Origin of the sequence: Xenorhabdus kozodoii, from assembly GCF_002632875.1 — a bacterium.
Lineage (GTDB): Bacteria > Pseudomonadota > Gammaproteobacteria > Enterobacterales > Enterobacteriaceae > Xenorhabdus > Xenorhabdus kozodoii.
The window spans coordinates 56684-83604 of record NZ_NJCX01000018.1; the positions used below are offsets into that span (position 1 = coordinate 56684).

The following is a 26921-nucleotide window of genomic DNA, read 5'->3' on the forward strand; positions in this document are numbered from 1 at the left end:
ACGGCGGCATTAATGATGAACTTTGCAGAATCCAAGCGCCCCTATCATGAAGTAGCCCAATCGTTACGTCAGATGATTATCGATATGGGTTATTCTCCAGGTGATCGTCTCCCTACAGAACGTGAAATTGCAGACAAGTTCAGCGTTTCGCGCACACTTATTCGTGAAGCGTTAATTGTATTGGAATTGGAAAATCTCATTGAAGTACGCAAAAGCTCAGGGATTTACCTCATCCGCCTGCCGCGTTCTTATTCAAGCAACACCACCATCAATGCCGCAGGGCCTTTTGAGTTATTACAAGCACGCCAATTATTGGAAAGTAATATTGCTGAATTTGCGGCGCTCCAGGCGACTCCGGTCGATATTGCCAATATGCGCAACGCATTGGAAAAAGAGAAAAGTGATCTGATTTCGGGAGAAAGTGAATCCGGTGACAGGGAATTTCATTTAGCTATTGCGCAGGCAACGCATAACAGTATGTTAGTTGAATTACTTAAACAATCTTGGGCATGGCGTGAGAATAACCCCATATGGATAAAGTTACATAGCCGAATTACCAATACTGATTACCGTAAAGCATGGTTGAGTGATCATCAGGCGATTTTAGCGGCTATGATCAAAAAAGATCCCGCCGCCGCAAAGCAAACGATGTGGCAACATTTAGAAAATGTGAAACAGAGTTTGCTTGAATTATCCGATGTGGATGATCCTAATTTTGATGGGTATTTGTTTGAGTCTTATCCGGTTGGTATTGGGAAGTGAGTTTTTGACGACTGAGCTGGCTGGGGATTTCAAAATCCGGGAAGATCTGAGCCAGATCTTCCGTTTTCTAAAACAACCGTGATAACGGGTGGTAACCACTACAGCCTTTTCCATCCCTTTAACATTTTTTATTTTGTGGCAATAACAACAATTTTAGCTATATTTCACTCATTCCTCCGTAGCATCAATATCCCCTCCTTGATATTGCCATTGACACCAAAATAAGTTAGATCACCAAGTCACCTTGGATAAACCCCTGGCCCAATCGGTAATCCGGCAAAATACCATCCTACCAATAGCAGTATCCAAACAGCGTAAAACGCCAAAGGGTAAGGCAGTATTAACGTGTAATAAGTGCCTAACTGGGCATTTTTATAATAGCGCTGGAGAAACCCTAAAAAGAGCGGCAGAAAGGGGGATAGTGGTGCCAAAGGCAATACGGCGGAATCAGAGATACGAAAAACGATCTGTGCAAAAGCAGGATGAAAACCAAGCAAGACAAACATCGGCACGAAAATCGGCGCCAGTATCGACCAAATGGCAGAGCCACTCGCAATAAACATACACAAAAAGGAAGATAAGAACATTAACCCGATAAAAGCCGGAACACCTGTCATCCCTAAACTTTCCAGTATGTCGGCTAACCCTATCGCCATAAACTTGCCCATGTTGCTCCAGTTGAAAAAAGCAACAAATTGCGCCAGCGGGAAGACCATGATGATAAAACCGGCCATGCTTTTCATGGGATCAACAAGCAGTTCAGGAATATCATTGGGCTTTTTTATCTGCTTTGTGGAAATGCCATAGGTAATCGACACCACAAAGAAAAACAGAATAATAACGGGTACGATCCCCCTAATAAATGGCGATGGAATGATTGAACCCGTTTGCGGATCACGCAATAGGGCATTTTCAGGCACGACCAGTAACGCAGCCATGCCGATAAAAACCAACGCCGATAGGCCGCTCATCAGCAACCCACGATCCTGCTGCGGGGTGAGCTTTTCCAGCGTCTCATCATGAGTGCCTTCCCACGCGGGAAGACGTGGCTCTACCACTTTATCCGTTAAAATAGCCCCGGTAATCGTCAAGACAATCACCGAAGTTGCCATAAAATACCAGTTATCAATAACACTGACGTGTAAATTGGGATCAAGTATTTTAGCTGCCTCTGTGCTGATCCCCGATAACAGAACATCCGTTGTGACAATCAATAAGTTCGCCGTAAATCCCGAAGCAACCCCCGCAATCGCAGCCAATAACCCCGCAACAGGATGCCGGCCAACCGCAATAAAGATCAGTGCCCCTAACGGCGGCATGATAACCAGCGCGGCATCTGATGAGATGTGACTAAAAAAAGCGATAAATAGCACCATATAGCTGGCATAACGTCTATTAATGCCGGAAGCCATCTTGTACATCAGGGCTTGCAACAACCCCACCTTTTCCGCTAGCCCGGCACCAATCACTAAGGCTAATATGGCACCCAGTGGGGCAAAACTACTGAAATTTTTAATAATATTCGGAAAAATCCATTGTAACCCTTCAGCACCCAGCAGATTTTTAACTGTGACGAATTCACCATTAGTGGGATTTTTTACACTCAAATCAAACCAGGAAAAAATAGCTGTCGCGATCATTAAGGCAGCCGTTAAATAGACGAATAAAACAAAAGGATTTGGTATTTTATTGCCGACTCTTTCAACCCAGCCAAGAATACGTCCTGGGCGCTTATTGACAGGCATAGTTGCTTCACTCATGGTGTTTTCCTTGTATTTGCTGTGACTATTATTTTTAATTAGGTCGCGTCGAAATAAGGGAGATGAAGGGCGATAGTTGCCAAGGTTTTTACTGCGGTTGTCATCACATTTTCATCAAAATCAAACCGCTCATTATGGTGACCAGCGCTGAGTTCTGCGCCGAAAATAAGGTAGGTCGCTTGGCCACCATTCGCTTTGACACGCTCCATAAAATAAGTCGCGTCTTCCGAACCCGTAGGTTGCTGGTGGCTTTTAACAACAGATGAAAGCTCTGGAATATATTGCTGGGCTTGTTGATAAATAAAATCGACCCACGCAGGGCTGGATGGGCTATTTTGTGCGGCTCCCATTAATTCTATTTCATATTCAACACCCTGCATTTTTGCCGCCCCATCAATAATATTCAAGGCTCGCTGGTAGATAAACTCATTGATCTCATTCGTTTTACCACGTGTTTCCACTTTCATTAATGCATGGTCAGGAATGACGTTACGGCCAATACCTGCCTGCAACACGCCGACGTTAATGCGTGAACTTCCCCCACTATGGTGAGCAATCGCATGTAACCCTAAGGTGGCATGAGCGGCCGCTAACAACGCATTTTTTCCCTCTTCGGGTTTTGCGCCAGAATGGGCGGCAACCCCCCGATAAGTGACATCGATTTTGGTCGTGGCAAAAAAATTATCATTCCCACAAACCAATGCTCCTTGAGGTACGCCAAGGCCAATATGGAGAGCAATAAATAAATCAGCGTCGTCGACAACTCCCGCCTCCACCATTGATTTTGCCCCTCGCGTTCCCTCTTCCGCCGGCTGAAAAATCAGTTTTATTTTTCCTGTCAGTTGGTTTTCATATTCTTTCAATATGTTGGCAAGCCCCAAGCCGATTGCGGTATGACCATCATGCCCACAGGCATGCATCATGTTTGCGTTACGCGAGGAAAACCCTTCAGCGTAAGGGAGATGTGCATGAGTTTGCTCTTCATTCAGGTCAAGGGCATCCATATCAACCCGAATAGCGAGCGTTGGCCCAGGTTTGCCGGTATCGAGTGTCGCCACAATGCCTGTAAACCCACCCGAAAAATGCGGTAGCCATTTAGTCAAAGCGCCTTGCTTAATCGCACGCTGTTCCTGTTCCCGTAATGCCTGCTCTGGAGGCAAGCCCATGCGGGCATCTGCCTTGATGACGGCTTTCCCCATTTCCAGGCTATAACCTAAGCGATGCAATTCATCTGCCACGATAGTTGCTGTCCTGAATTCGAACCAACCTGATTCAGCAAAATGGTGAAAATCACGGCGCCAGTTTTGTAATTTTCCGCTAATTTGCTGAATAGACTCGCTAAGTAAAATAGTCATAATAATGATCTCTTTTTATTATCTAAGAAAATGAATTTTCTTGGGTTAATTTCATCAATATTGATTTTCGTTAATAAATTAAGTTAGTTTAATTCCAATAACGTTATTTTTATTTAATTACCTGAACAATTAAAAAAATCCAATATTTAATGCAGGGCTATTTTTATTGCCAATATCCACTGTAAACAGTAAATTGTTTTTAAATAAGATATCATTAACTTTATCTATATAATTAAAAGTTATCGCAAGAGAAAAAAATGACGACACCAATAAAACTCAATCAACTGCGTGCTTTTGTTGAAATCAACCGGCATGGCAGTATCAGGGCTGCCAGTCGTTTCCTGTCACTCTCCCAACCTGCTTTAACTAAAGCAATACGCGAGTTGGAAGATGCGCTCGGTACAAAATTATTTATCCGCAGTCACCAAGGTATTCATTTAACCGAATGCGGTAAAGGTTTTCTACAACGGGCAAGTTTAATACTTGAAGAGCTTCGCATTGCCCAGGAAGATATTCAACAACGTATTGGCTTAATGGGGGGTATCGTTAATATTGGAGTTGCAGGCAGTATTGCACGCACTATTATGCCAAAGGTCATTACACAGTTTTACCGTGATTACCCCACAATAAAATTAAGGATTGTGGAAGGGCAATTATTGACGATGCTACCCCAACTCAGGCAAGGTGAATTGGATTTCACCGTGAATACCTATTATCCCGGCAAGCTGGATGCAGAATTGAGTTTCGAAAAGCTAATGGAAAAAGAATACAAAGTTATTGCACGCAAAGAGCATCCCAAAGCGAATGCGACTTCTTTGGAGGAATTAGTGGACTGTGACTGGACTATGCCGACACCAAAGGACACTTATTATCGCCGGCTATTTGAGAGTTTTGCAGCACTGGATAAGCCTCCTGTCTTTAGTGTTACCTGTGAAACATTGATGTCTTGCATGAGTTTAGTCGCCGAAAGTGATTTTTTGACGATTGTGGCAATAGATGTGGTTAATGAGATTTTATTTGACCAACAGTTTGTCGCTTTAGATCTTAAAGAACAACTGCCCTTTGCGACTTTTGGTCTTGTTCAGCGCAAAGATACGAAATTAACGCCCGCAGGAGAACATTTGGCGAGACTTTTTCGGATCTATTGTCGTGATTGAATTTTAATGACATCAGCTATATTGGCAGATAACACGGTTAGTTTATCCATTTAATGTATTTTTCTTCACATAAATAAAATAATTTATACCCGTCTAACTTCAAATTGCAGATTGCAAACCAATATGAATGTTTATATTTCCCCGCGGTGCGGGGAAATATAAGACGCATCTTGAAAGGTAACTGGTATATATAGATAACTACCGAGTTAATTCCCATTTATTAAATTGATCTTTAATTTCTTTAATGGATATCAGTTTGATTTTGGGTATGGTTAATTGTTCAAACAAAGCCGAATAACATTTTCTACTTTTTGGTGTCACTGCAATGATATGATGGATCATTTTCCATTTAATGCTATCCTTATTACCTGCCAAACTACCATAGCGATGGTGTTGAAATAGCGTTCTGTTTACATAACGCAGCAGGCTTTATGTTGTTGAAATATCTAATAAAATGACACCTGTTGCTCTGGAGAGACGTTGTGACAGGTATTTTCTATAATTCCCATCGATAACCCAGTTATCTTCTTTTATTGCCATCTCATGCAATGAAATGAATTCATCAATCGGGCGTTCCTGCCAGTCGGTATGCGGTAAATGAAAAAGCAAATCCAGATGAATCGCTTTCAAGTTAGATTTCCTTGAAATTGCATTAGCAAGCGTGGACTTACCGCTATTTGACGGCCCCATAATACAAATTCTATTTCCTAAATCTGAAAGTTCCATGCCCCTCTCCAGTAGTCATATCGCCAGTTTTTGTTATCGAGGTGACGTTTAGAAATAAAAAAGACGCTCTTTTTATTTAGCGTCTTAATTTAGATGTTGAAGCCCATATTTTCAAGTTAATTCACCGAATTTAACGAATATGCTTAAATATCCGAGCCTGATTAAACAATCACATCGAATCTTTAGCCGTCTAATGGCAAGAAATATTTTACCTGATATTTATACCCGTCTTCTTTCAGCGAAAAAAACACCAACCAAACTATGGTTAGTTTGAACTCTCTTAGCGGAATTTTCAGTCACCTATTCCGTCATCTTTTCTGACATCAATCGCAAGTGAGAGTAAAACGTTGTCACTTAATCTTTTCTACAAAAGTCTTTTCTACAAAAATTTTTTTGATATATTAACACCTAATAAATTTAATTAGGTAAAGGCATATAAAAGCGTTTACCCTATGAGCGGTGTTGCTGGTGGGTTTCTATACTGATAAAGGCTCCCTTAGATACACCGTAACTAACATTGTGATAATGCACAGAGAAAGCATGATTCAGATGACAAATGATGGTCTGAAACACAAGGCTCAATTAACAAAGTTGCCTCAGGCAACCAGAGATCGCATCGCGCACATAGATTTCATCCTACTATTCAAGGGTGAAGCGGTTCGAGCTGATTTGATTGAACGTTTTAGCATTTCGGCAGCACAGGTGACGAAAGACTTTGCGTTATACCGAAAGCTCGCGCCGGGTAATATCGAGTACGACCAGAAACTTAAAGTCCATAAGCGTGGCAAGCCGTTCGCACCGTTGTTCGAGTACGACGTCGTACGCACACTCGCGACCCTTAGCCAAGGGTATGGTGATGGATTCACTAGAAAAGCCAAACCGCCTGTGGCCTGTGAAGCGCCTTATCATCTGAATAAACCAAACTTATTTATTGTGGCCAAGGTGACAGAAGCGATTCATAAAGGTAAGGCCTTGAGTATGACCTATGTGTCGTTGTCCGGTGGTGAAACCACGCGTGAGATTGTGCCGCATACGCTAGTGGATAATGGCTTACGTTGGCATGTACGAGCCTTTGATCGCAAGCAAGCAAAATTTAGAGACTTTGTGCTAACCCGTATTAAGTCGACGCGGGTGTTGGAAGCCTCCGTGTTAGCCGATGCCGAACGTGAAACCCAAGACAGGCAGTGGAACCGGTTTGTCGAACTGGACTTGGTGCCGCATCCACGCATAACCCACAGCGAAGCCATTGCGCTGGACTATGGTATGGCCGATGGTGTGATGAAGGTGGAAGTCAGAGCGGCGACTGTGGGATATTTACTTCGCCAGTGGCATGTTGATTGTTCTAAAGAACATAGGCTTGACGGGCCTGAGTACCACCTTTGGCTAAAGAACACGCCAACATTATACGGTGTAGAAAACCTAAATTTAGCCCCAGGCTTTGAGGAGCTGGTCGAATGAGTAAAGCCAGTAACGTTATTGAGTGGGACAAATGAAATAGAACCAAGGGTTATTGACCCTATGCATCAAAAGCCATTCGACAAAATATTTAATCACACATACCTAACGTATTAAAACAGGAATTAAACCATGACAAGTATTCAACAACGCGCCGCACTGCAACGCCAGATCTGGCAGATTGCCAACGAAGTCCGCGGTGCCGTCGATGGCTGGGATTTTAAGCAATACGTATTAGGTACTCTGTTTTACCGTTTTATCAGTGAAAACTTTGCCAGTTACATTGAAGCGGGTGACGACAGCATTAACTATGCAGAGCTCCCCAATAGCGTCATCACCCCAGAAATTAAAGACGATGCCATTAAGACCAAGGGCTACTTCATTTACCCTGCCGATCTGTTTGCTAACATCGCCGCTGATGCTAATACTAACGAGAGCTTAAACGTGGACTTGGCTGACATCTTTGACGCCATTGAAACATCTGCCAGCGGTTACCCTTCAGAGGGCGACATCAAAGGCTTGTTTGCCGATTTTGATACCACCAGTAACCGCCTTGGTAACACGGTGAAAGACAAAAATGCCCGTTTGGCGGCTGTGATCAAGGGCGTGGCAGAATTAGATTTTGGTGACTTTGAAGGCAGCCACATCGACCTGTTCGGTGATGCCTACGAATTTCTTATCTCCAACTACGCCGCTAATGCCGGTAAATCCGGCGGCGAGTTTTTCACTCCGCAACACGTGTCGAAGCTGATTGCGCAACTGGTCATGCATAAGCAAACCAGCGTCAATAAAATTTACGATCCTGCGTGTGGTTCGGGTTCCTTGCTGCTGCAAGCCAAAAAGCACTTTGACGCCCACATTATTGAAGAGGGCTTTTTTGGTCAGGAGATTAACCATACCACCTATAACTTGGCGCGTATGAACATGTTTTTGCACAACATCAACTACAGCAATTTCAATATCCAACTGGGCAACACCCTCATCGACCCGCATTTTGGCGACGACAAACCCTTTGATGCCATCGTCTCTAACCCGCCCTATTCGGTGAGATGGGCAGGCAGCGATGATCCCACCCTGATTAACGATGACCGCTTTGCCCCGGCCGGCGTATTGGCGCCTAAGTCCAAAGCTGATTTTGCTTTTGTGTTACATGCGCTCAGCTACCTTTCCAGCAAAGGCCGCGCAGCGATTGTTTGCTTCCCCGGTATTTTTTACCGTGGCGGTGCCGAGCAGAAAATTCGCCAATATTTGGTGGATAATAATTACGTTGAAACGGTCATCTCGCTTGCACCTAACCTGTTTTATGGCACCACCATTGCGGTGAACATTCTCGTGCTGTCTAAACACAAAACCGACACCACGACCCAGTTTATTGATGCCAGTGGCCTGTTTAAAAAAGAAACCAATAACAACGTCCTGACGGATAAGCACATTGAAGACATCATGCAGGTGTTCGATAGCAAGGCGAATGTTGATCATTTTGCTAAATCCGTACCGTTTGAGGTCATTGCCGCCAACGACTACAACCTCTCCGTCAGCAGCTATGTCGAAGCCAAAGATACCCGCGAAGTTGTTGATATTGTCCAGCTCAATGCCGAACTGAAAACCACCGTCGCTAAAATCGACCAACTGCGTACGGAAATTGATGCCATTGTGGCGGAAATTGAGGGCAAAGGTGTGAAAGGATGAGCAGCAGTATGAACTTTATGGAAAAGCTGCTGGATGGGGTTGAGGTAGAATGGAAGGCGTTGGGGGAAATTGGTGAGTTAGTTCGTGGTAATGGATTACAAAAAAAAGATTTCACTGAAATCGGTGTACCCGCTATCCACTATGGACAAATTTATACTTATTACGGTTTCTCTACGACAGAAACTAAATCATTTGTTTCACCAGAGCTGGCCAAAAAATTAAGAAAGGTTAATACGGGTGATGTCGTAATAACAAATACAAGTGAAAACCTCGAAGACGTTGGTAAGGCTCTGGTTTATCTAGGGGTTCAACAAGCGGTTACCGGCGGGCATGCTACAATTTTCAAACCAAGCGGAACTATCATAGGGAAATATTTTGCCTATTTTACCCAAACAACCACATTTTCAAATGAAAAAAGAAAATATGCAAAAGGGGCAAAGGTTATTGATGTTTCAGCAACTGATATGGCGAAAATCCAAATCCCCATCCCATGCCCTGAAAACCAAGAAAAATCACTTGAGATCCAAGCCGAAATCGTCCGCATTTTAGACGCATTTACAGCGCTCACCACAGAGCTCACCACAGAGCTTACCGCACGCAAAAAACAATACAACTACTACCGCGACCGGTTGTTGAGTTTTGAAGAAGGGGGAGTGGAATGGAAGACTTTGGGGAAAGTTACTTTACCCACAAGTAATATTCGCTGGCGGGATACAAACAGAACATATCGCTATATTGATTTGACATCTGTTAGTCGTGAAAACAACGCGATCATAGAAACATCTAAAATTACAGCTCAAAATGCACCAAGTAGAGCACAAAAACTGGTTGAAAAAGATGACGTTATTTTTGCAACAACTAGACCAACTCAATTACGTCTTAGTTTAATTGACGAAGAATACTCTGGCGAGGTTGCCAGTACGGGCTATTGTGTACTAAGAGCAAAAAGCTGTGAGGTATTGCCAAAATGGATTTATTACTATCTATCTTCAACCGAATTTGGAAAATATGTTGAAGAAAATCAAAGTGGCTCAGCATATCCCGCAATCTCTGATTCCAAAGTGAAAGAATTCAAGTTGCCGATACCCTACCCAAGCAATCCTAAAAAATCGCTTGCCGAACAAGCCCGCATCGTCGCCATCCTGGATAAATTTGACTCCCTAACCCACTCCATCAGCGAAGGTTTACCGCGCGAAATTGAATTGCGCCAAAAGCAATACGAATATTACCGCGATTTGCTACTGAGCTTTCCCAAACCAGAAGAGGTAACGGCATAACATGAGCCAGACGCTAACGGAAATAGCCCAGCAATTAAAATTAAAAAGTGCCAATAAAAAAGTGCAGTTGATTTATGCCTTTAATGGGACGGGTAAAACCCGCCTATCGCGGGAATTTAAGCAGCTTATCGCACCCAAAAATGAGCATAATGACGCTGGCAACAATGAGGAGCTCATATTACCGCGGACTAAGATCCTGTATTACAACGCTTTTACCGAAGATTTGTTTTATTGGAATAACGACTTAGCGCAAGATGCTGGGCCAAAGCTAAAGATTCAACCCAACAGCTTTACCGAAGTCACCTTCTCATTTGAGCGTGGCAATGACGAACGGTCAGACAATGTGAAAATTTCAAAAGGGGAAGAAAGTCACTTTGTTTGGAGCGTTTTTTATACCTTGATCGAGCAAGTTATCAGCATTCTTAACGTTGCTGAACCCAATGAACGAGAAACAGATCAATTCGACCAATTAGAATATGTTTTTATTGATGACCCTGTGAGTTCGCTGGATGAGAATCACCTTATTCAATTAGCTGTAAACTTAGGGCAGTTGATTCGAGCCAGTGAATCTGATCTCAAATTCATCATATCAACGCATAACGCACTGTTTTACAATGTCCTTTACAATGAAGTAAAAGCTAAGAGCGGCTATATCCTTAGCCGATTTGACGATGGTACTTTTGATCTTGATGAAAAAAAAGGCGATTCAAATAAAAGCTTTTCGTATCATTTGCATATAAAAAAATTAATTGAACAAGCAATAGAACAAAATAGCGTACAGCGATACCATTTTGCACTGCTTCGTAATCTATATGAAAAAACGGCTAACTTTCTTGGGTATCAGAACTGGTCAGACTTATTACCCGGCGACCAAAAAGCTTACGCCAGTCGGATCATGAATTTTTACCCCCACAACACCTTGTCCAACGTGGAGATTGCAGAACCGACACCGCCTGAGAAAGAAATGGTTGGCCTTTTACTTAGAAACCTAAATGAATATGGCTACTGGCAACAGGAAGAACAGCATGGTTGATTACACCAACCCCATTGTCGAATCGAACAACTTTATCGTTCTGGACAAATACACTAAAGAATGGCAAGTCAACGAAAGCTACCAAAGCGAAGGCGATTTGGAACGGGAGTTTATTGATGATTTGAGAAAACAAGGCTATGAATACGTGCCCGGTTTAAATAACCGTGAAGCCATGCTAGCCAATGTGCGTACTCAGTTGCAAGCCCTGAATAATATGCAATTTGCTGACAGCGAATGGCTACGGTTTGTCGAAACCTATCTGGATAACCCCAGCGATAGCATTATCGATAAAACCCGCAAACTTCACGATGACTATATTCATGACTTTGTGTTTGACGATGGCCGTATCCAGAACATCTACCTGCTGGATAAAAAGAACACTGCCCTCAATAAGGTGCAGGTGATCAAGCAATTTGAACAAACCGGCAGCTACGCCAACCGCTACGATGTCACCATTTTGGTGAACGGTTTACCGCTGGTACAGGTTGAGCTGAAAAAACGCGGCGTGGCGATCCGTGAAGCCTTTAATCAGGTACACCGCTACAGCAAAGAGAGCTTTAACAGTAAGCATTCGCTGTATAAGTATTTGCAGTTGTTTGTGATTTCCAACGGCACCGATAGCCGCTATTTTGCCAACACGACGGTGCGCAATAAAAACAGCTTTGATTTCACCATGAACTGGGCGAAAGCCAACAACAGCCGGATTAAAGACCTAAAAGACTTTACGGCGACGTTCTTCCAAAAAAATACCCTGCTCAATGTCCTCCTGCATTATTCGGTATTTGATGTCAGCAATACCCTGTTAGTCATGCGCCCTTACCAGATTGCCGCCACCGAGCGCATTTTGTGGAAGATCAACAGCTCGTATAAAGCTAAAAACTGGAGCAGGCCCGAAAGCGGGGGTTTTATCTGGCACACCACTGGCTCCGGTAAAACCTTAACCAGCTTTAAAGCCGCGCGCTTGGCTACCGAGCTGGCGTTTATCGACAAGGTCTTTTTTGTGGTAGACAGAAAAGACCTCGACTACCAGACCATGAAGGAATACCAACGCTTTTCGCCCGACAGCGTCAACGGCTCTGACAGTACCGCCGGGCTCAAACGCAACCTGGATAAAGACGACGACAAGATCATCGTCACCACCATCCAGAAGCTCAACCACCTGATGAAAAATGAAAGCGACTTGCCAATATACAATAAGCAAGTGGTGTTTATTTTTGATGAATGCCACCGCAGTCAGTTTGGTGAAGCGCAGAAAAATTTGAAGAAGAGGTTTAAAAAGTTTTACCAATTTGGTTTTACCGGCACACCGATCTTTCCGCAAAACGCCTTGGGTGCAGATACCACAGCCAGCGTGTTTGGCCGTGAATTGCACTCTTACGTGATTACCGATGCCATTCGCGATGAAAAGGTGCTCAAATTCAAGGTAGATTACAACGATGTACGCCCGCAGTTTAAGGCGATTGAAACGGAGCTGGATGAGAAAAAACTTAACGCGGCGGAAAACAAACAAGTCCTGTTGCACCCTGAGCGTATTCGGGAGATATCGCAGTACATTTTGAACAATTTCCGGCAGAAAACCCACCGCTTGCAAGCGGGTGCCAAAGGCTTTAATGCGATGTTTGCAGTGAGTAGTGTGGATGCCGCCAAGCTGTATTATGAGTCGCTGAATAAACTGCAAAAACACAGTGATAAGCCATTGAAAATAGCGACTATCTTTTCGTTCTCCGCTAATGAAGAGCAAGGTGCGGTGGGCGAGATTCCGGATGAAAGTTTTGATGTCACAGCCATGAACAGCAGTGCCAAAGAGTTTTTAAGCGCTGCCATTGCCGACTACAACGCTTTCTTCAAAACCAATTTCAGTGTGGAGAGTAACAGCTTCCAAAACTACTACCGCGATTTGGCCAAGCGTGTCAAATCAAAGGAGATTGATTTGCTGATTGTGGTAGGTATGTTCCTCACCGGTTTTGATGCCCCCACACTCAATACTTTGTTTGTCGATAAAAACCTGCGTTACCACGGTTTGATGCAGGCCTATTCGCGCACCAATCGCATTTACGATGCCACCAAAACCTTTGGCAATATCGTCACCTTCCGTGATTTAGAGCAGGCTACAGTGGATGCCATTACCCTATTCGGCGACAAAAACACCAAAAATGTGGTGTTGGAAAAGAGCTACAAGGAGTACATGGAAGGCTTTACCGATGTGGTGACTGGTGAAGCGAGACGCGGCTTTATGGACGTCGTGACGGAGTTAGAGCAGCGCTTCCCCAACCCCGATGACATTGTTTTAGAAAAAGACAAAAAAGACTTCGCGAAGTTATTTGGCGAATATTTGCGTGTGGAAAATGTGCTGCAAAACTACGATGAATTTGCCAGCCTGAAAGCCTTGCAAGGCGTCGATATGGGCGACGCTGACGCAGTTGAAGCCTTCAAAGCGCAGCACTATTTGAATGATGACGACCTGGCAGCACTGCAAACCCTCAGAATGCCTGCCGAGCGAAAAATTCAGGATTACCGTTCCACTTATAACGACATTCGCGATTGGCTGCGCCGAGAAAAGTCGTCTAGCGAAAAAGATAAATCGACGATTGACTGGGATGATGTCGTCTTTGAAGTGGACTTGCTAAAGTCGCAAGAAATTAATCTTGATTACATTCTTGCGTTGATTTTTGAACACAACAAAAAGAATAAAAGTAAAACAGACTTAATTGACGAAGTCCGTCGATTAATCCGCGCTAGTCTTGGTAACCGAGCCAAGGAAAGTTTGGTTGTTGATTTTATTAACCAGACTAACCTGGATGAAATGAGTGACAAGGCTAACATTATCGAGGCTTTCTTTACTTTTGCACAAGCAGAGCAACAGCGTGAGGCGCAAGAATTAATTAAGAGCGAAAGTCTGAATGAAGAAGCGGCTAAACGTTATATCACCACTTCGCTCAAGCGCGAATTTGCCAGCGAGAATGGCACAGAACTCAATGCTGTTTTGCCCAAAATGAGCCCACTCAACCCGCAATATTTAACAAAAAAACAAAGTGTTTTCCAAAAAATTGCCGCGTTTGTTGAAAAATTTAAGGGAGTGGGTGGGCAAATATAGGATTTTTTAACTCGCTTGTTCATTGCCTGTTCCTCCCCAGAGCGGTTTTTGGCGTGCACCAAAACTTTGCTCTTGGAACAGGCACTTCGTCAATTCCTTATCCAGAATTCGGGTTAATTACGCTTTTATTAGGCTAATCCAATACGTTGATTATTTTCCGCCCCCTGTGAACTGGTGGAAGTGAGCGGATTGATCAAAAACAGGATCCCACCTTCGTGTTCTGGACAGATGAGGCCACGACACAATATCTATGAATTAAATGCTTAAAGCGTGTATCTTGTCCCTGGGAATGTTTTATTGATATTACCTTTAACCACTTTATATGCCTGACGTCTGTCACCCCGCACATATTTTATAAAAGGATTATTCCAGACCACGCGGTCGGTGGGACCTGCCATATAAGCAAAATTGATTCCTTTATCGATAAAAACATCTCGCGCTCTTTCTAGCCAGTTTCCTCTCCCGATATAACATGCTTGGAATTTAATCACGCCAACCCGGAGAAGCCCAAATTTTTTCAGATCGTTAGCCAGTTCTCCCGGTTGGTTGTAACCGCCTACGCTGCTCGTGCAGGCATGAGCAAAAATATCTACGCGGTCATTTTCCGTTACCCACCGAAGATAATGGAAATTATTATAAATATACTTTCTTTCCTCATAATCGGACTCTCGCCCCACCAGTTCAAGTATGTCCTTATATTTTGACTTTAAGTAGATATACTCTTGTGGACTGCGCTTTTTAAAGTCGTAAGCTAAGACAATTTCTATCTTACCAAAAGGCCATTCATGGGACCTAATTAACGGTATTCTCCCCGCAGCTTTAAATATTTTATTTTTTAAATTCATTTGCTTACCCCTTTTTCTAAACACGGCCATATGAGTCAGAATACCACCTCGTATAGCGTCTGGCTGAGATGAACATGGCGATTCGTCGCATTGACTTTAACCTTAGTACACAGAAAGTCGATACCTTTCTGAACTACTAGCGCCAGACTTATAGCTGGCGCTGTTCCAGGCTGGTATAAATCGTTTTGATTTCACCTTGTAAGCTTTCGCCACAGTACACCATCGACGTGTCGTACCGTTGATATTTCTCTTCTCGCGTGGCACTGAACCAATTAAATGACCCTATACAGAGTAGGCCTTCATCCCCAATCACAATTTTACTGTGAACGCGCTTGACCAGTTTTGTGGTGACGCCCATCTCGTTCAACTTTTCCAGCGCGGCGTGAAGACGCTGCCGTTTCTCTTTGCGCTTTTCGTAATCGGCGTGTTCGGTATTAAAGTTTCTGTCCGTAACCACGGTGATATCAACGCCACGCGAACGTGCCTGAATCATCGATGTCAGAAAGCCGGTTTGTTCCAGCTTTTGCCAGGTCAACCAAGGGGACACAATGGTAATGCTCTTCCCGATAGTGCCGAAGGTCTGGTTCAGGAACGCATCATGTTGCTCCACGCCATGCAGAGTAAAGATCTGCGTTTGCGCGGCGCTTAAGTCCTTGCGTTCTTTATACTCAAACTGCAAGGCGTTAGATTCAGAGGCGAAAAGGTATTTTGCCAATAATCCTCGTGGAGAAGAGCCGGGCTGGATTTCAAACAGATCCATATCGCCGAAGACCAGAAAGCTGTCTTTGGCTCGCGAGACGGCGACGTTCAGCATGCTGCTGTCGCTGTCGATAAACCCGCCATCCTCATGTTTGGAATAAACCGGGGAGAAGAGCACGATTGCTCTTTCTGCCCCCTGCAGGGCGTGCACCGTGCCGATTGTCAGCGAATCTTCATCGTCGCTACAGTTAATGCCGAGCTTACGCAATGCCGCTTTGATGACGTTGACCTGCGCCGAAAACGGGGTAACGATCCCCACCACTTTATGCAGCGGTTTGTCGTAATAACGCTCTATTTCCCCTTTGTGTGCCACCAGCCATGCAGCTATTGTCTCAGACTCAAAGGTGTTGTAACGGCTCCCGCCGTTTGCCTGCATGCCTTTACCATCGATATGCAGATAACCCATTGCCGGAAAAAGCGGCTCTTTTTCAGCACCCCGTTTGGGTTGTAATTTGCCGTGGTAGCACAGCGCGTTACAGTAGCCGATGATGCTGTCAAAGCAGCGGCGGTGCTCATACAGGTACATTCCGCGGGATAAGTCCGGGTCATACTGATAGCGCGAATTAAACTGGGCAACCTTCATAACACTGCCTGACGCTGCGCTTTTACCTGAATTACACACCGATGCATAAGCATCCGTGAGTTCTTCTTGAGTACCGCCGGGGAGGATGTTCTCCTCCACCATATTGCCCATATCAATACCGGGCAAACTGTTCCAGATAGGCGCGATTTGTTCCGTATCGCCAATCACTAACGCTTTTTTCGCCAGCGCGAAGGAGGCTGCGGCCACCTCCGGAAGTACCTGCCCCGCTTCATCGACGATCAGCAGATCGGCAAAATTATATAAATAGCTGTCATCAAATTTCTTGGCTCCACCAACATGTTCCCTAATGACCAGATGGCGAGGCAGCATGTGACAGGTCATCACCACACAGGGGGTGAGTTTCATTCTGCGCTGCCAGCGAGCCCTAACAGTTTTTGCCCCGTTACGTTTTTTTTCTTTTTGAAGATCGTCAATAGCGGCCATATCCATCAGCCAACGACCTTCCCAGTAATGGGTCGCTAGCAGGAACGCTGGGAAACGGATCTGCGTATCGGCAAGTTCGTCAGCTTCGGCCAGGCTTAGTTCCTCTTCGCCTGTATGCCCCAAAGCCTGAGTCAGGCCGCGCCATTGCTGGACGGCCTCGCTTTCGCGTCGGGAAATATCCTGAGCAAGATCGATTTGCTGCTGATACTCACCTTGCTCTTTTCGCGCCTGCGCAATCAGGCCGTCGATATACGCGTCGATGCCTTCCGGCACAATACCCTGAAATGCGGCCATTCTTGTACCAAAGGTGGCGTCCAGGAAGAGGTTAATCTGACAGTGGCGCTTAGTGCGAACGGCGGGGATCCAGGAGAAGAACGCATACACCATCGACTCATCGGCGCGATACTGCTGCCACTGCTTTTTGCCCTGGGATAACAGCGCGATGTCATTCGTGCTGTCGAGCAGCAATGCCTTTTTGTCCTGAATATACTGATCGAGATCTTCGCTAATAGCGCTCCGTTCTTGGCGGATACGATTCAGGCCGTCCCATACGGACTCGATTTGCGCAAGCTGGGTGAACCGTGCCTTTAAACGTTCATGCAATAAACCAACAACGCGCTCAGGTGAACTGCATTCCTCTGGCGGGAAGGCCGCCCTTGCCTTCTCAAGATAATAAGTCAGTGCATCTTCAACGTACTCCATGGATTCAACACGGTTCAAAAAATCATCCGTCTGGTATCTTTTCGCGGCGTCAGCCTTACGGCTTTGGGACGGGAAGTAAGCGCCATAACTTTTCAGCTCCGGCAGCCAGCGCCCAGCCATTGCGCCGGTGCCGGTGGCAAAATCTTTACCGAACGCTCCAATAATGTTGGTCACGGCCTGATTGTTGGTCGAGGTAGCTATCACAACAGGTGGTTCGGTTTTATTAAGGGCGGCCCTTACCCACTCGGTAGCAATGATAGAGAGAACTAAGGTGGTTTTCCCGGTTCCCGGCGGGCCATTAACAGCGAGAATATCGCCCATCTGCTGCGTAAGATAATGGCTCAGGGCATCACGCTGCGCCGCTGCCAGCGGGAACTTATCCCCGGAATGCCCCAACCGCTCTCTGAATCTCGCATTAGTGGCAAGAAGCGGCTCTATGGGTGGTCTTACCGTCGAGGCAAAGCGCGCCAGCAACGGAACCTCTTTTTTACACACCAGCAGATGATCGTACAGGGAGAGGATGTGGCGACTGGCTCCGCCGGGCTGGTTCGCTTTGATAACGTAGCCATACCCTGCCGGTTCGTATTGCTCGTGGGTGGCGAGCCATTTTCCGGCCACGTTTTCCAGGAGATTGTTTGTCTCAGTCAGGTACTTTTGCCATTGCTGCTGATGCTTTTCATAACGCTTAGCCCGCTGCTCATCATTTTCCGCGCGGCATTGTTGTTCGCCATCCGCACCAAAGGTGGTCGAGTTATGCTTGGTTTTGTATTCGTCATATTGCGCCATTTCGCCAATTGAGAAGGTGCCTTTGGGGAGGGGTTCGAGCAGGTCACGAGGGACGGTGGTGGGTGCCGTGGGGAATAAAAATCCTTCGCGGTTCAGGAGAGCAGAAGTTACTAACGGTGTTACGATACCGGGCGCGCCTGCTGTCCGCTCTTTGCCATGCTGTAGCAGGCGGATCCAAGCTTTTGGCCGTAACAGCACCTCGACTGTTTTAATCGCGTCGCCTTCCCCCTCAAAGAAGGAGCGAACAATCTCCTCATCCAGCCGTCCCGTGGTGATGTCCATCCATCGGGTGAATTTATCTGCATCTTTACGCTCAAACGCCCCTTTGCCAGACTCGGCATCTGCTAAGGAGTTACGCCAGTATGATGCAAACCCCTGAGTGTTCCTGTCCATTCCCCGTCCCGTGATTTAATAAAAGTTATTAATTTCGTTGATATAAACGCAGTACATGGTTAAGCATTTTCCACGATGCGAACGCGATCGCAATAATTTGTTTGTGTTGGGAAGGGTATTGGATTCTTTAGGGGCGCAGGGTCATTCCATACAGGAGATTCGCTCCGGCTCGGATTCAAGTATTATTCAAAGTAATCCATGTTCAGTTTGGGAACTTTAACCAAACGGGAGGAAACGCCGACTTCGTTTTCAATCATCAGATGAACAAGGCGTTCGCCATCAACCAGGACCATACCTTCTACGGAGTGGGCAAAATCTCGCGCCTGCGAAGTAAAACCGGAGGTTGTAATAAACACGCCACGCTTGGCTTTTTGACCGGCCAGCGCGCCATAAAATGCCTGAAGCTCCGGGCGGCCAACCGTGTTCTGCCAGCGTTTGGCCTGCACATAAACCTTTTCCAGTCCCAGCTTATCAAGCGAAATAATACCGTCGATACCGCCATCACCGGTGCCCCCTACGCGTTGTAGGTCATCCCGGTGTCCGCCATAGCCCAAACGATGCAGAACATCCAGAACGATAACCTCAAAACGTGTCGGGGAGACTTGCAACAGATTTTCAAGCAGCTCATCAGCAACCGCGTCCCGTAGCTCTTTTAACGCCTGATCAAGACGATCGTCCGGGCTGCCCTTTGCCAACTCTTCCTGGTTAGGCAGCGATGGTCTTGGGTCAAGATCAACAGCATCCGGCTGCTGCTTTAGCTTGATGTTCATGAAATCAAACGCCAGATGGTTCACTTCCTCTTCAGTCAGTGGCTGGGAATGAGCTTGTACCCAGTTAACCCCTTCTGGCGTCAAACACCACTTTCCTCTGGATAAACTTTGAGATAACCCCGCTCGCTTCAGGCGATCGTGTGCCCAAGAAGCCCGATTTTTATACACTAAATGACCGCTGGCAATCACTTCAGTTCGCTGATTATCATCAAGATTAAGTGCGTCAGCGGCGGCTTCGTGTGCATCACGAGCCGGTACGCCATCAGGTTTACCAGCCAGGAAACGTAACACTGGTTCAATAAATTTATCGTAGGTTGGTACGGCCATAGAAACATCCCTGATAATATTTTTGGTGGGTTAACAGTCCAGAAAATGTGCCAACACTCATCTTTAAATTAGTTAGTGACTCAGTATCCGAGCATTCTTCTATTCATCTCGCGGGGACGCGGGGAGATGAGTATGTACACCATTTCTATCAATTTTATCGACCAGAATAAAATATGTCTCGTCTCATCGTAAATCGGAAAATATCACCCCCGCCATCTTATCCAGCCGCGTTTTTACAATTTCCCACTCCGGCATAACCTGCCCCATTAGCCGGTAAAAGCGCTCGCTGTGGTTATGTTCGGCGATATGGCACAGCTCATGCGGGATCACGTAATCGATGCACTCACAAGCGACTTGATGTGGGTTGACTCAGATTGACTTCTGTTGAAAGGAAAATCGCGGAAAGCCTTGCGGATACTGGATTTCAGGCACAAAAAAAGACGTTCGTTGACGTCTATTGATGTTCCGATGGTGCCGAAGGCCGGACTCGAACCGGCACACCCGAAGGCGGTTGATTTTGAATCAACTGCGTCTACCGATTTCGCCACTTCGGCACTGAAATGATTCGGAGAACGGGGGTCATTATACCTGTCAGAAGCGCATTCGCAACACTTATCCTTTCGATTTCGTTCAAGTGACGAAAAAAGAATCGCTTAATCTGTTTTTTCACCACACTTGCTTAAAACCCAACCACTATTTCCAGCATATCCCGCCAATCCCTTCTCACATAATTCCTTCCTGCCAATAGACAACCGATAAACTCCTTATATAATTCAAAACAATACACTGCTATGAGGTAAATTATCATGACTATTATCAGTTGGATTTTTACGGGTATCCTGTTGGGTATCTTTATTGGCGCCATGATGGCGATATTTAAGAAAAACAAATAACGGCTTTATTTCCCCACTCGAATGCTCCCTGATTGGTTAATCCAAAAATGAAAAAACGGCTCTATAAACTGTGTGCAGTTTCAGTCATGACATGGGCGATTTCAGCTTGTGCGGATCCTGGTCATCCACACCAGAACAAATTTCGGCAATCCAATGCGCAACCTGTAAAGTGGGAGGTGTTCGAGGGTAATGACAATATCAAAAAAATAGCGACTGCATTGGTCGATCAGTATTCTCAATCCATCTTTGAAGAGGGCGATCCTTTGGGAATGGCGATGGTGGTCATCGATAATAATCAGGTGATACATCGCAGTTTTGGGGAAACGTATCCAGGGAGCGGCGTTCGGCCTCGGCAAGACTCATTAATTCGCATTGCTTCTATTACTAAATTGATGACCAGCGAGGTCATGATTAAGTTGGCACAGAAGAAACATCTTAAGATTACTGATCCGTTGCAAAAATACACTTATTACGGTGTCAATGTGCCGAATTATGGCGCAGGCCAACCAATCCGATTGTATCATCTGGCAAGCCATACCAGCGGGTTACCACGGGAACAACCCGGTGGAAAATGGGGGCGCCCTGTGTTTATTTGGCCGACGCAATCGAACCGCTGGGCTTGGCTGAAAACCGCAGAAATAAGTGCCGCGCCCGGCACAACGGCTTCGTATTCCAACCTGGCCTATGATTTATTGGCGGATGCCCTCTCCAATGCCACGAAAAAATCCTATCCCCGTCTACTGCAAGAGGAAATTACCCGCCCTTATCACATGAAGGATACAACGCTGACGCCCACGCAATCCCAATGCGCCCGTTTGATGGCAGGGGTTAAATCCAGCCCTTGCGTCAATACCATTGCCGCCGCAGGGAGTGGCGGGATTTATTCTACTCCGGCGGATATGCAGCGCTGGATGCAACAGTTTTTATCTTCCCATAATCAGTTGAGGAAACAGACTGCCAGCCGTGAACAAAGTATCTACTTTAAGCGTACTGAGCTGAAATCTATCAAAGGAATGGATGTGGCCGGTCTGGCAGATGGTATCGGACTTGGCTGGGTATATATGGATGCCAAAGACGATGTACCTGGTATTTACCAGAAAACCGGCGGCGGCGGCGGGTTTAATACCTATATGGCGATGGTTCCTGAAAGAAATATTGGTGTATTTGTGGTAATGACCCGTAAGGAACAAAGTAAATTTAGTCGCGTGACGAATGGGATTAATGAATTAGTGGCAGCATTGGCGCGTAATCATAATCAAATTTAATTTGGCATAAGGAACAATAGGCTGCATGGGACTTTCAAGGAATTTGGCTTTCATCAACCACCCTCACACCACCATGATACCATACGGCATTATGGGGCGTATCCGGATCTAAAGGTTCATAAGTGTCTATATTATGACGCAATACATTGACGGCATGATGAAACTTATCTGTAATTTCCTGGGGATAACCAGAAGCGTTCATATTACGGACAAACCCTACTTGAAAAAGGCTGTTCATTACCCTAGGGGTATTGGGATTTATATCAATGTTAAATTTCTCTCCCGTTACGTTATAAACAATCCTTCTTGTCCTGACATTACCGATATAGCCTTCTACATAGCTATTCGGGCACAATTTAGAGAAATGACAGGCAAAAGAATTTTCATCCCCATCAGCAGAATTGCACAGGAGTAAACGAATATAACGAAATCTTTTCAAATTAAGGGGAAGCAGGATCTGAAATATGCCTTGGGCCGTTTTGCCAATCTGATGCCCATTAACATCAAGACATAACATAAAACCATTTTCATAATATACGCTATGCCCATATATATTTAACCGTTTGATATTACGGTATTTATCTTCAAAGGTATAAAAATCCTCTGGATAATACTTTAGCTCCTTCATTTTTATTCACCGTCCGTTTCAGTTAGAAAATACGTAAAATGAGTTACAAAAAAACACGGGAAGTAACATTTTATGTAAGCCAATTAGCCATCAAAGTAAACTCATTTTTCATAAAGTGGGCGCTACCGATGATACAAAAAAGCCGCCTCCACTCTTGAAGGTGGAGGCGGCGGCAGATAAGTTTACTGAGAGATCAGTGTGTTATTTTCTATATAATAGTAAGTAAACACTCACTGCAAAAAACAACAAACTTGGCAACAGCGCCCCTAATATCGGCGGCATACTATAAACTAGGCTAAGTGGCCCAAATATCTCATTCAAGACATAGAACACAAAGCCCATGCTGATACCCACCACAACCCTGAATCCCATCGGTACGCTACGCAGTGGCCCGAAGATAAAAGAGAGAGCCATCAGCATCATCACCGCAACCGATAAAGGCGCGAAGATTTTTTTCCACATATTAAGCTGGTAACGTCCGGCATCCTGTCGACCCTGTTTCAGATAGGTAATGTATTGATGCAGGCCACGTATGGAAAGCGCTTCGGGATCGAGAGAAACCACGCCCAACTTTTCTGGCGTCAGCCGGCTTTTCCACTCCGCAGAAATACGTTGTGAGCCAGTGATCCGACCATCCCTGGTTAAATCGGATTCTTCAACCTGAGATAACTTCCATTGATGGTTATCTTTGTCATACAACGCTGAATCTGCATATCTTATGGATAACAATTTTTGGTTGTCATCAACATGATAGATGCTGACGCCATTTAGGGTGTTATCCTTCCCGACACTCTGGATATAGACAAAATCGTAGCCATCTTTCGCCCAAAGACCTTTGGTCGTGGACATCAATGAACCACCAAACATTTTTTGGGAGCGATAATTACGGGCGAGCTGCTCTCCTTGTGGGGCAACCCATTCGCCAATGACCATCGTCAGCAAGACCAGTGGGATTGCCGTTTTCATCACCGCCCCCGCCACTTGCAGGCGGGTAAAGCCAGAAGCCTGCATGACCACCAGCTCACTGCGTGTTGCCAATGTGCCCAAGCCCAATAACGCCCCAAGCAGAGCAGCCATGGGGAAGAAGATCTGAATATCTTTGGGTACACTCAGCAAGGTATAAATGCCAGCGGAAAGTGCAGTATATTCACCCTGCCCGACTTTACGTAACTGATCGACAAACTTAATGATGCCGGAAAGCGATACCAGCATAAACAACGTCATCAGGATGGTTTGCAGGATTGTCCGGCCAATATATCTATCCAATACCCCAAACATCATGACGCTCCTTGGTTCTTAAAGCGTGAACGCAACTTACGCATCGGGACGATATCCCACAAATTAAGCGCCACAGCCAAAGCAAAATACACGCCATTGACCAGCCACATCCAAAACAAGGGTTCAAGTTTGCCTTTACTGCCATTGGAATGCAGGGAGCTTTGCAGCAGGAAGAAAATCAGGTAAAGCAACATCGCTGGCAGCATACTGAGTATCCGCCCCTGACGCGGATTGACAACACTTAACGGTACGACCATCAACGCCATAATTAGCACCGAAGCAATCAACGTCAAACGCCAATGGAATTCTGCACGGGAGTCGTTATCGGTATCATGCCAAAGTTGTTCAATCGATTTTTGTTCAACTTTGTTATCGATATCTGCTTTTTGATGCCCAATCACTGCCTGATAATCCGTGAACTCAGTAATGCGGAAGTCACGCAACAGTGCCGTACCTTCATAACGCGTTCCTTGGTGGAGTACTGCCACCTGATTACCATTCGGGCGCTCTTCCATATGCCCGCCATCGGCAATGACCACAGAAGGGCGCTGGTCATTCGCCGGCCGAAGCTGGGCAAGGAAAACATTCTCAAAAGTATTGCCCTTCACGTTACCAATATACAGCACCATATTGCCATCATTAGAAGGCCTAAATCGCCCTTCCACGATCGCCGCAATGCTTGGATTGGCTTTTGCATCCGCCAATACTTGCGCTTTATATTTGGCAGACCACGGTGTGATCCAGATAACGTTGGCCGCCGCCAACGCGGATGTGAATAGAGCCAGAATAAGCGCTGATTTCACCAAGACATTTTTGCCCAACCCGCAGGCATGCATGACGGTGATTTCACTTTCGGTATAGAGTTTGCTGAATGTCATTAATACCCCAAGAAATAAACTCAGGGGCAAAATAAGTTGCGCCATCTCTGGCACACCTAAACCTAACAACGATAAAACCAAATTTGCGGGAATATTTCCTTCTACCGCCGCACCCAATACGTCAACTAGTTTCTGGCTGAAAAAGATCAGCGATAAGATGAACAGTATTGCGATTTGACTTTTCAGGGTTTCCCGTACTAGATATCTAATGATGATCACGCTGATTACGCCTGTGAAAACTTGTCTTTTTGCAGGAAAGTCGCTAACTTCGTCGTATATCTACCATTTATATGAATCAGTTTGGCTTCCCCATCGCTAAAATGATACCAAAGCATTCCATATATTGGTTCCCAATTAGAACATAGTTATCGGTATCTAAGTACCAAAAAATAATACGCTTAGCTTAACATAACAGCTAATTTTCTTTGGGATGAATTAATGCGGAACGCGGTATTTTAGCGATTGTATCCGTCTTTGTCTTTAAGATTCAGGAGAACGCATGGAGTTTAGTGTAAAGAGCGGTAGCCCGGAGAAACAGCGCAGTGCCTGTATTATTGTCGGCGTGTTTGAACCCCGCCGTCTTTCCCCTATCGCAGAGCAACTTGACAAAATAAGTAACGGCTATATCAGTGCCTTATTGCGCCGTGGTGAACTTGAAGGCAAGGTGGGTCAAACCTTGTTGCTACATCATGTTCCTAATGTACTGTCTGAGCGTGTCCTGCTGGTTGGATGTGGTAAAGAGCGTGAACTGGATGAACGCCAGTATAAGCAAATTATCCAGAAAACGATCAGTACCCTCAACGAAACCGGTTCAATGGAAGCAGTCTGTTTCTTGACAGAACTGCATGTGAAGGCGCGCAACAATTACTGGAAAGTGCGCCAAGCGGTCGAAACAGCCAAAGAGTCACTGTATGTTTTTGATCAGCTCAAAAGCAGCAAAAATGAACTGCGACGTCCATTGCGCAAAATGGTGTTTAATGTCCCCACCCGCCGCGAGCTGACCAGCGGTGAACGCGCCATTGTGCACGGTCTTGCGATTGCATCAGGTATCAAGGCGGCGAAAGATCTGGCCAATATGCCACCGAATATCTGTAATGCAGCATACCTGGCCTCACAAGCCCGTCAGCTTGCTGACAATGCCGCCAATCTGACCACCAAAGTCATTGGTGAAGAGCAGATGAAAGAGTTGGGTATGAATTCGTACCTGGCGGTGGGTCAAGGTTCGCAGAATGAATCCTTGATGGCAATCATGGAGTATAAAGGCAGCCAAGACGCTACCGCTAAACCCATCGTGCTGGTGGGTAAAGGGTTGACTTTTGATTCCGGGGGCATCTCCATCAAACCAGCCGAAGGCATGGATGAGATGAAATATGATATGTGCGGTGCAGCTTCCGTCTACGGCGCGATGCGTGTTGTTGCCGAACTGCAATTGCCAATCAATGTCATCGGTGTCCTGGCTGGCTGTGAAAATATGCCGGGCGGGCGAGCCTATCGTCCCGGAGATATTTTGACGACCCTGTCCGGCCAAACCGTTGAAGTGACAAACACCGACGCGGAAGGCCGTCTGGTACTGTGTGATGCGCTGACTTATGTTGAGCGTTTTGAGCCGGAATCCGTCATTGATGTCGCAACCTTGACCGGCGCCTGTGTCGTCGCTCTGGGCGGCCACTATACTGGCCTGATGTCTAACCATAATCCACTGGCACATGAACTGCTGAATGCTTCAGATCAAGCAGGCGATCGTGCATGGCGTCTGCCGTTGGGTGATGAATATACCGAACAGTTAGAATCCAATTTTGCGGATATGGTCAACGCGTGCGGCCGCGCCGGCGGTGCCATTACTGCGGGCGCTTTCCTGTCCCGCTTTGCCGCCAAGTTCCACTGGGCACATCTGGATATCGCAGGTACAGCCTGGCGTTCAGGTAAAGCAAAAGGAGCAACAGGTCGCCCGGTTGCGCTCCTGTCACAATTCCTGTTAAATCGTGCAGGATTAAATGCTGATGATTAATCCCCCCTGCCGCCTGTTTTGAACGATAAAATGTGGCACAAAGGTATTGAGGGA

At 45.7% G+C, this 26921-nt stretch carries 18 protein-coding genes, 1 tRNA gene and 1 pseudogene; 9 read left to right on the forward strand and 11 right to left on the reverse strand.

All coding sequences use genetic code 11. The features are described from left to right. Positions 1–12 precede the first annotated feature (12 nt). Positions 13–762: an FCD domain-containing protein gene (locus Xkoz_RS12975; protein WP_099142563.1), complete on the forward strand. Its 750-nt coding sequence runs from the start codon at positions 13–15 to the stop codon at positions 760–762. Positions 763–1001: 239 nt separating this feature from the next. Here Xkoz_RS12975 and abgT read toward each other — a convergent pair whose 3' ends face one another. Then, entirely contained in the window at positions 1002–2522 is a 1521-nt protein-coding gene (gene abgT / locus Xkoz_RS12980) for a p-aminobenzoyl-glutamate transporter (RefSeq protein ID WP_099142564.1), read from the reverse strand. Between the two features lie 38 nt (positions 2523–2560). Continuing rightward, on the reverse strand, positions 2561–3877 hold the full coding sequence (locus tag Xkoz_RS12985; RefSeq protein ID WP_099142565.1) for an amidohydrolase: 1317 nt from the start codon (positions 3875–3877) through the stop codon (positions 2561–2563). A 257-nt stretch (positions 3878–4134) separates the two neighbouring features. Here Xkoz_RS12985 and Xkoz_RS12990 point away from each other — a divergent pair, with 257 nt between their 5' ends. Continuing rightward, positions 4135–5034 (forward strand): LysR family transcriptional regulator, encoded by a 900-nt coding sequence (locus tag Xkoz_RS12990; protein WP_099142566.1) that lies wholly within the window; start codon positions 4135–4137, stop codon positions 5032–5034. Positions 5035–5463: 429 nt separating this feature from the next. Here the strand turns inward: Xkoz_RS12990 and Xkoz_RS23050 are convergent, their stop codons facing one another. Beyond that, entirely contained in the window at positions 5464–5760 is a 297-nt protein-coding gene (locus tag Xkoz_RS23050) for a GTPase (RefSeq protein WP_244183477.1), read from the reverse strand. 549 nt (positions 5761–6309) lie between these two features. On the opposite strand from Xkoz_RS23050, the gene Xkoz_RS13000 reads away from it, so the two are divergent. The 5 genes from Xkoz_RS13000 to Xkoz_RS13020 all read left to right on the forward strand — a co-directional run bounded on the left by Xkoz_RS13000 (position 6310) and on the right by Xkoz_RS13020 (position 14308). Further along, the gene (locus Xkoz_RS13000) at positions 6310–7218 is read left to right on the forward strand and encodes a WYL domain-containing protein (protein WP_099142593.1); all 909 of its coding nucleotides are present in this window, start codon (positions 6310–6312) and stop codon (positions 7216–7218) included. A gap of 129 nt (positions 7219–7347) precedes the next feature. Further along, positions 7348–8904, forward strand: a complete 1557-nt coding sequence (locus tag Xkoz_RS13005; RefSeq protein ID WP_099142567.1) for a type I restriction-modification system subunit M — start codon at positions 7348–7350, stop codon at positions 8902–8904. Beyond that, on the forward strand, positions 8901–10181 hold the full coding sequence (locus tag Xkoz_RS13010) for a restriction endonuclease subunit S (RefSeq protein ID WP_099142568.1): 1281 nt from the start codon (positions 8901–8903) through the stop codon (positions 10179–10181). The genes Xkoz_RS13005 and Xkoz_RS13010 overlap by 4 nt, the downstream gene beginning before the upstream one ends. 1 nt (position 10182) lies before the next feature. Beyond that, positions 10183–11214: an ATP-binding protein gene (locus tag Xkoz_RS13015; RefSeq protein ID WP_099142569.1), complete on the forward strand. Its 1032-nt coding sequence runs from the start codon at positions 10183–10185 to the stop codon at positions 11212–11214. Beyond that, positions 11207–14308, forward strand: a complete 3102-nt coding sequence (locus tag Xkoz_RS13020; protein ID WP_099142570.1) for a type I restriction endonuclease subunit R — start codon at positions 11207–11209, stop codon at positions 14306–14308. Before Xkoz_RS13015 ends, Xkoz_RS13020 begins: the two co-directional genes overlap by 8 nt. A 263-nt stretch (positions 14309–14571) precedes the next feature. On the opposite strand, the gene Xkoz_RS13025 is transcribed toward Xkoz_RS13020, so the two are convergent. The 5 genes and pseudogenes from Xkoz_RS13025 to Xkoz_RS13045 form a co-directional block, all read right to left on the reverse strand. Next, entirely contained in the window at positions 14572–15153 is a 582-nt protein-coding gene (locus Xkoz_RS13025) for a hypothetical protein (protein ID WP_099142571.1), read from the reverse strand. Between the two features lie 148 nt (positions 15154–15301). Beyond that, positions 15302–18820, reverse strand: a complete 3519-nt coding sequence (locus Xkoz_RS13030) for an AAA domain-containing protein (RefSeq protein ID WP_099142572.1) — start codon at positions 18818–18820, stop codon at positions 15302–15304. Positions 18821–19002: 182 nt separating this feature from the next. Continuing rightward, a complete protein-coding gene (locus Xkoz_RS13035; protein WP_099142573.1) occupies positions 19003–19917 on the reverse strand; it encodes a restriction endonuclease in 915 nt (304 codons plus the stop codon). Between the two features lie 183 nt (positions 19918–20100). Beyond that, positions 20101–20274: pseudogene (locus Xkoz_RS13040) on the reverse strand (YgjP-like metallopeptidase domain-containing protein); the annotation flags it as partial. Between the two features lie 112 nt (positions 20275–20386). Then, positions 20387–20471: transfer RNA gene (locus Xkoz_RS13045), tRNA-Leu, on the reverse strand. A 386-nt stretch (positions 20472–20857) separates the two neighbouring features. Here Xkoz_RS13045 and ampH point away from each other — a divergent pair. Next, positions 20858–22075, forward strand: coding sequence for a D-alanyl-D-alanine-carboxypeptidase/endopeptidase AmpH (ampH, locus tag Xkoz_RS13050; RefSeq protein ID WP_099142574.1), 1218 nt, complete (start codon positions 20858–20860; stop codon positions 22073–22075). Between the two features lie 34 nt (positions 22076–22109). Here the strand turns inward: ampH and Xkoz_RS13055 are convergent, their stop codons facing one another. The 3 genes from Xkoz_RS13055 to lptF form a co-directional block, all read right to left on the reverse strand. Further along, positions 22110–22703 carry a hypothetical protein gene (locus Xkoz_RS13055; protein WP_099142575.1) on the reverse strand — a complete coding sequence of 198 codons (594 nt, stop codon included), beginning with the start codon at positions 22701–22703 and terminating at the stop codon, positions 22110–22112. Between the two features lie 201 nt (positions 22704–22904). Further along, positions 22905–23981, reverse strand: a complete 1077-nt coding sequence (lptG, locus tag Xkoz_RS13060) for an LPS export ABC transporter permease LptG (protein WP_099142576.1) — start codon at positions 23979–23981, stop codon at positions 22905–22907. Then, the gene (lptF, locus tag Xkoz_RS13065; protein ID WP_099142577.1) at positions 23981–25078 is read right to left on the reverse strand and encodes an LPS export ABC transporter permease LptF; all 1098 of its coding nucleotides are present in this window, start codon (positions 25076–25078) and stop codon (positions 23981–23983) included. The genes lptG and lptF overlap by 1 nt, the downstream gene beginning before the upstream one ends. 280 nt (positions 25079–25358) lie before the next feature. Between lptF and pepA the strand changes: the two genes are divergently transcribed. Further along, positions 25359–26867, forward strand: coding sequence for a leucyl aminopeptidase (gene pepA, locus Xkoz_RS13070; RefSeq protein WP_099142578.1), 1509 nt, complete (start codon positions 25359–25361; stop codon positions 26865–26867). Positions 26868–26921 lie beyond the last annotated feature (54 nt).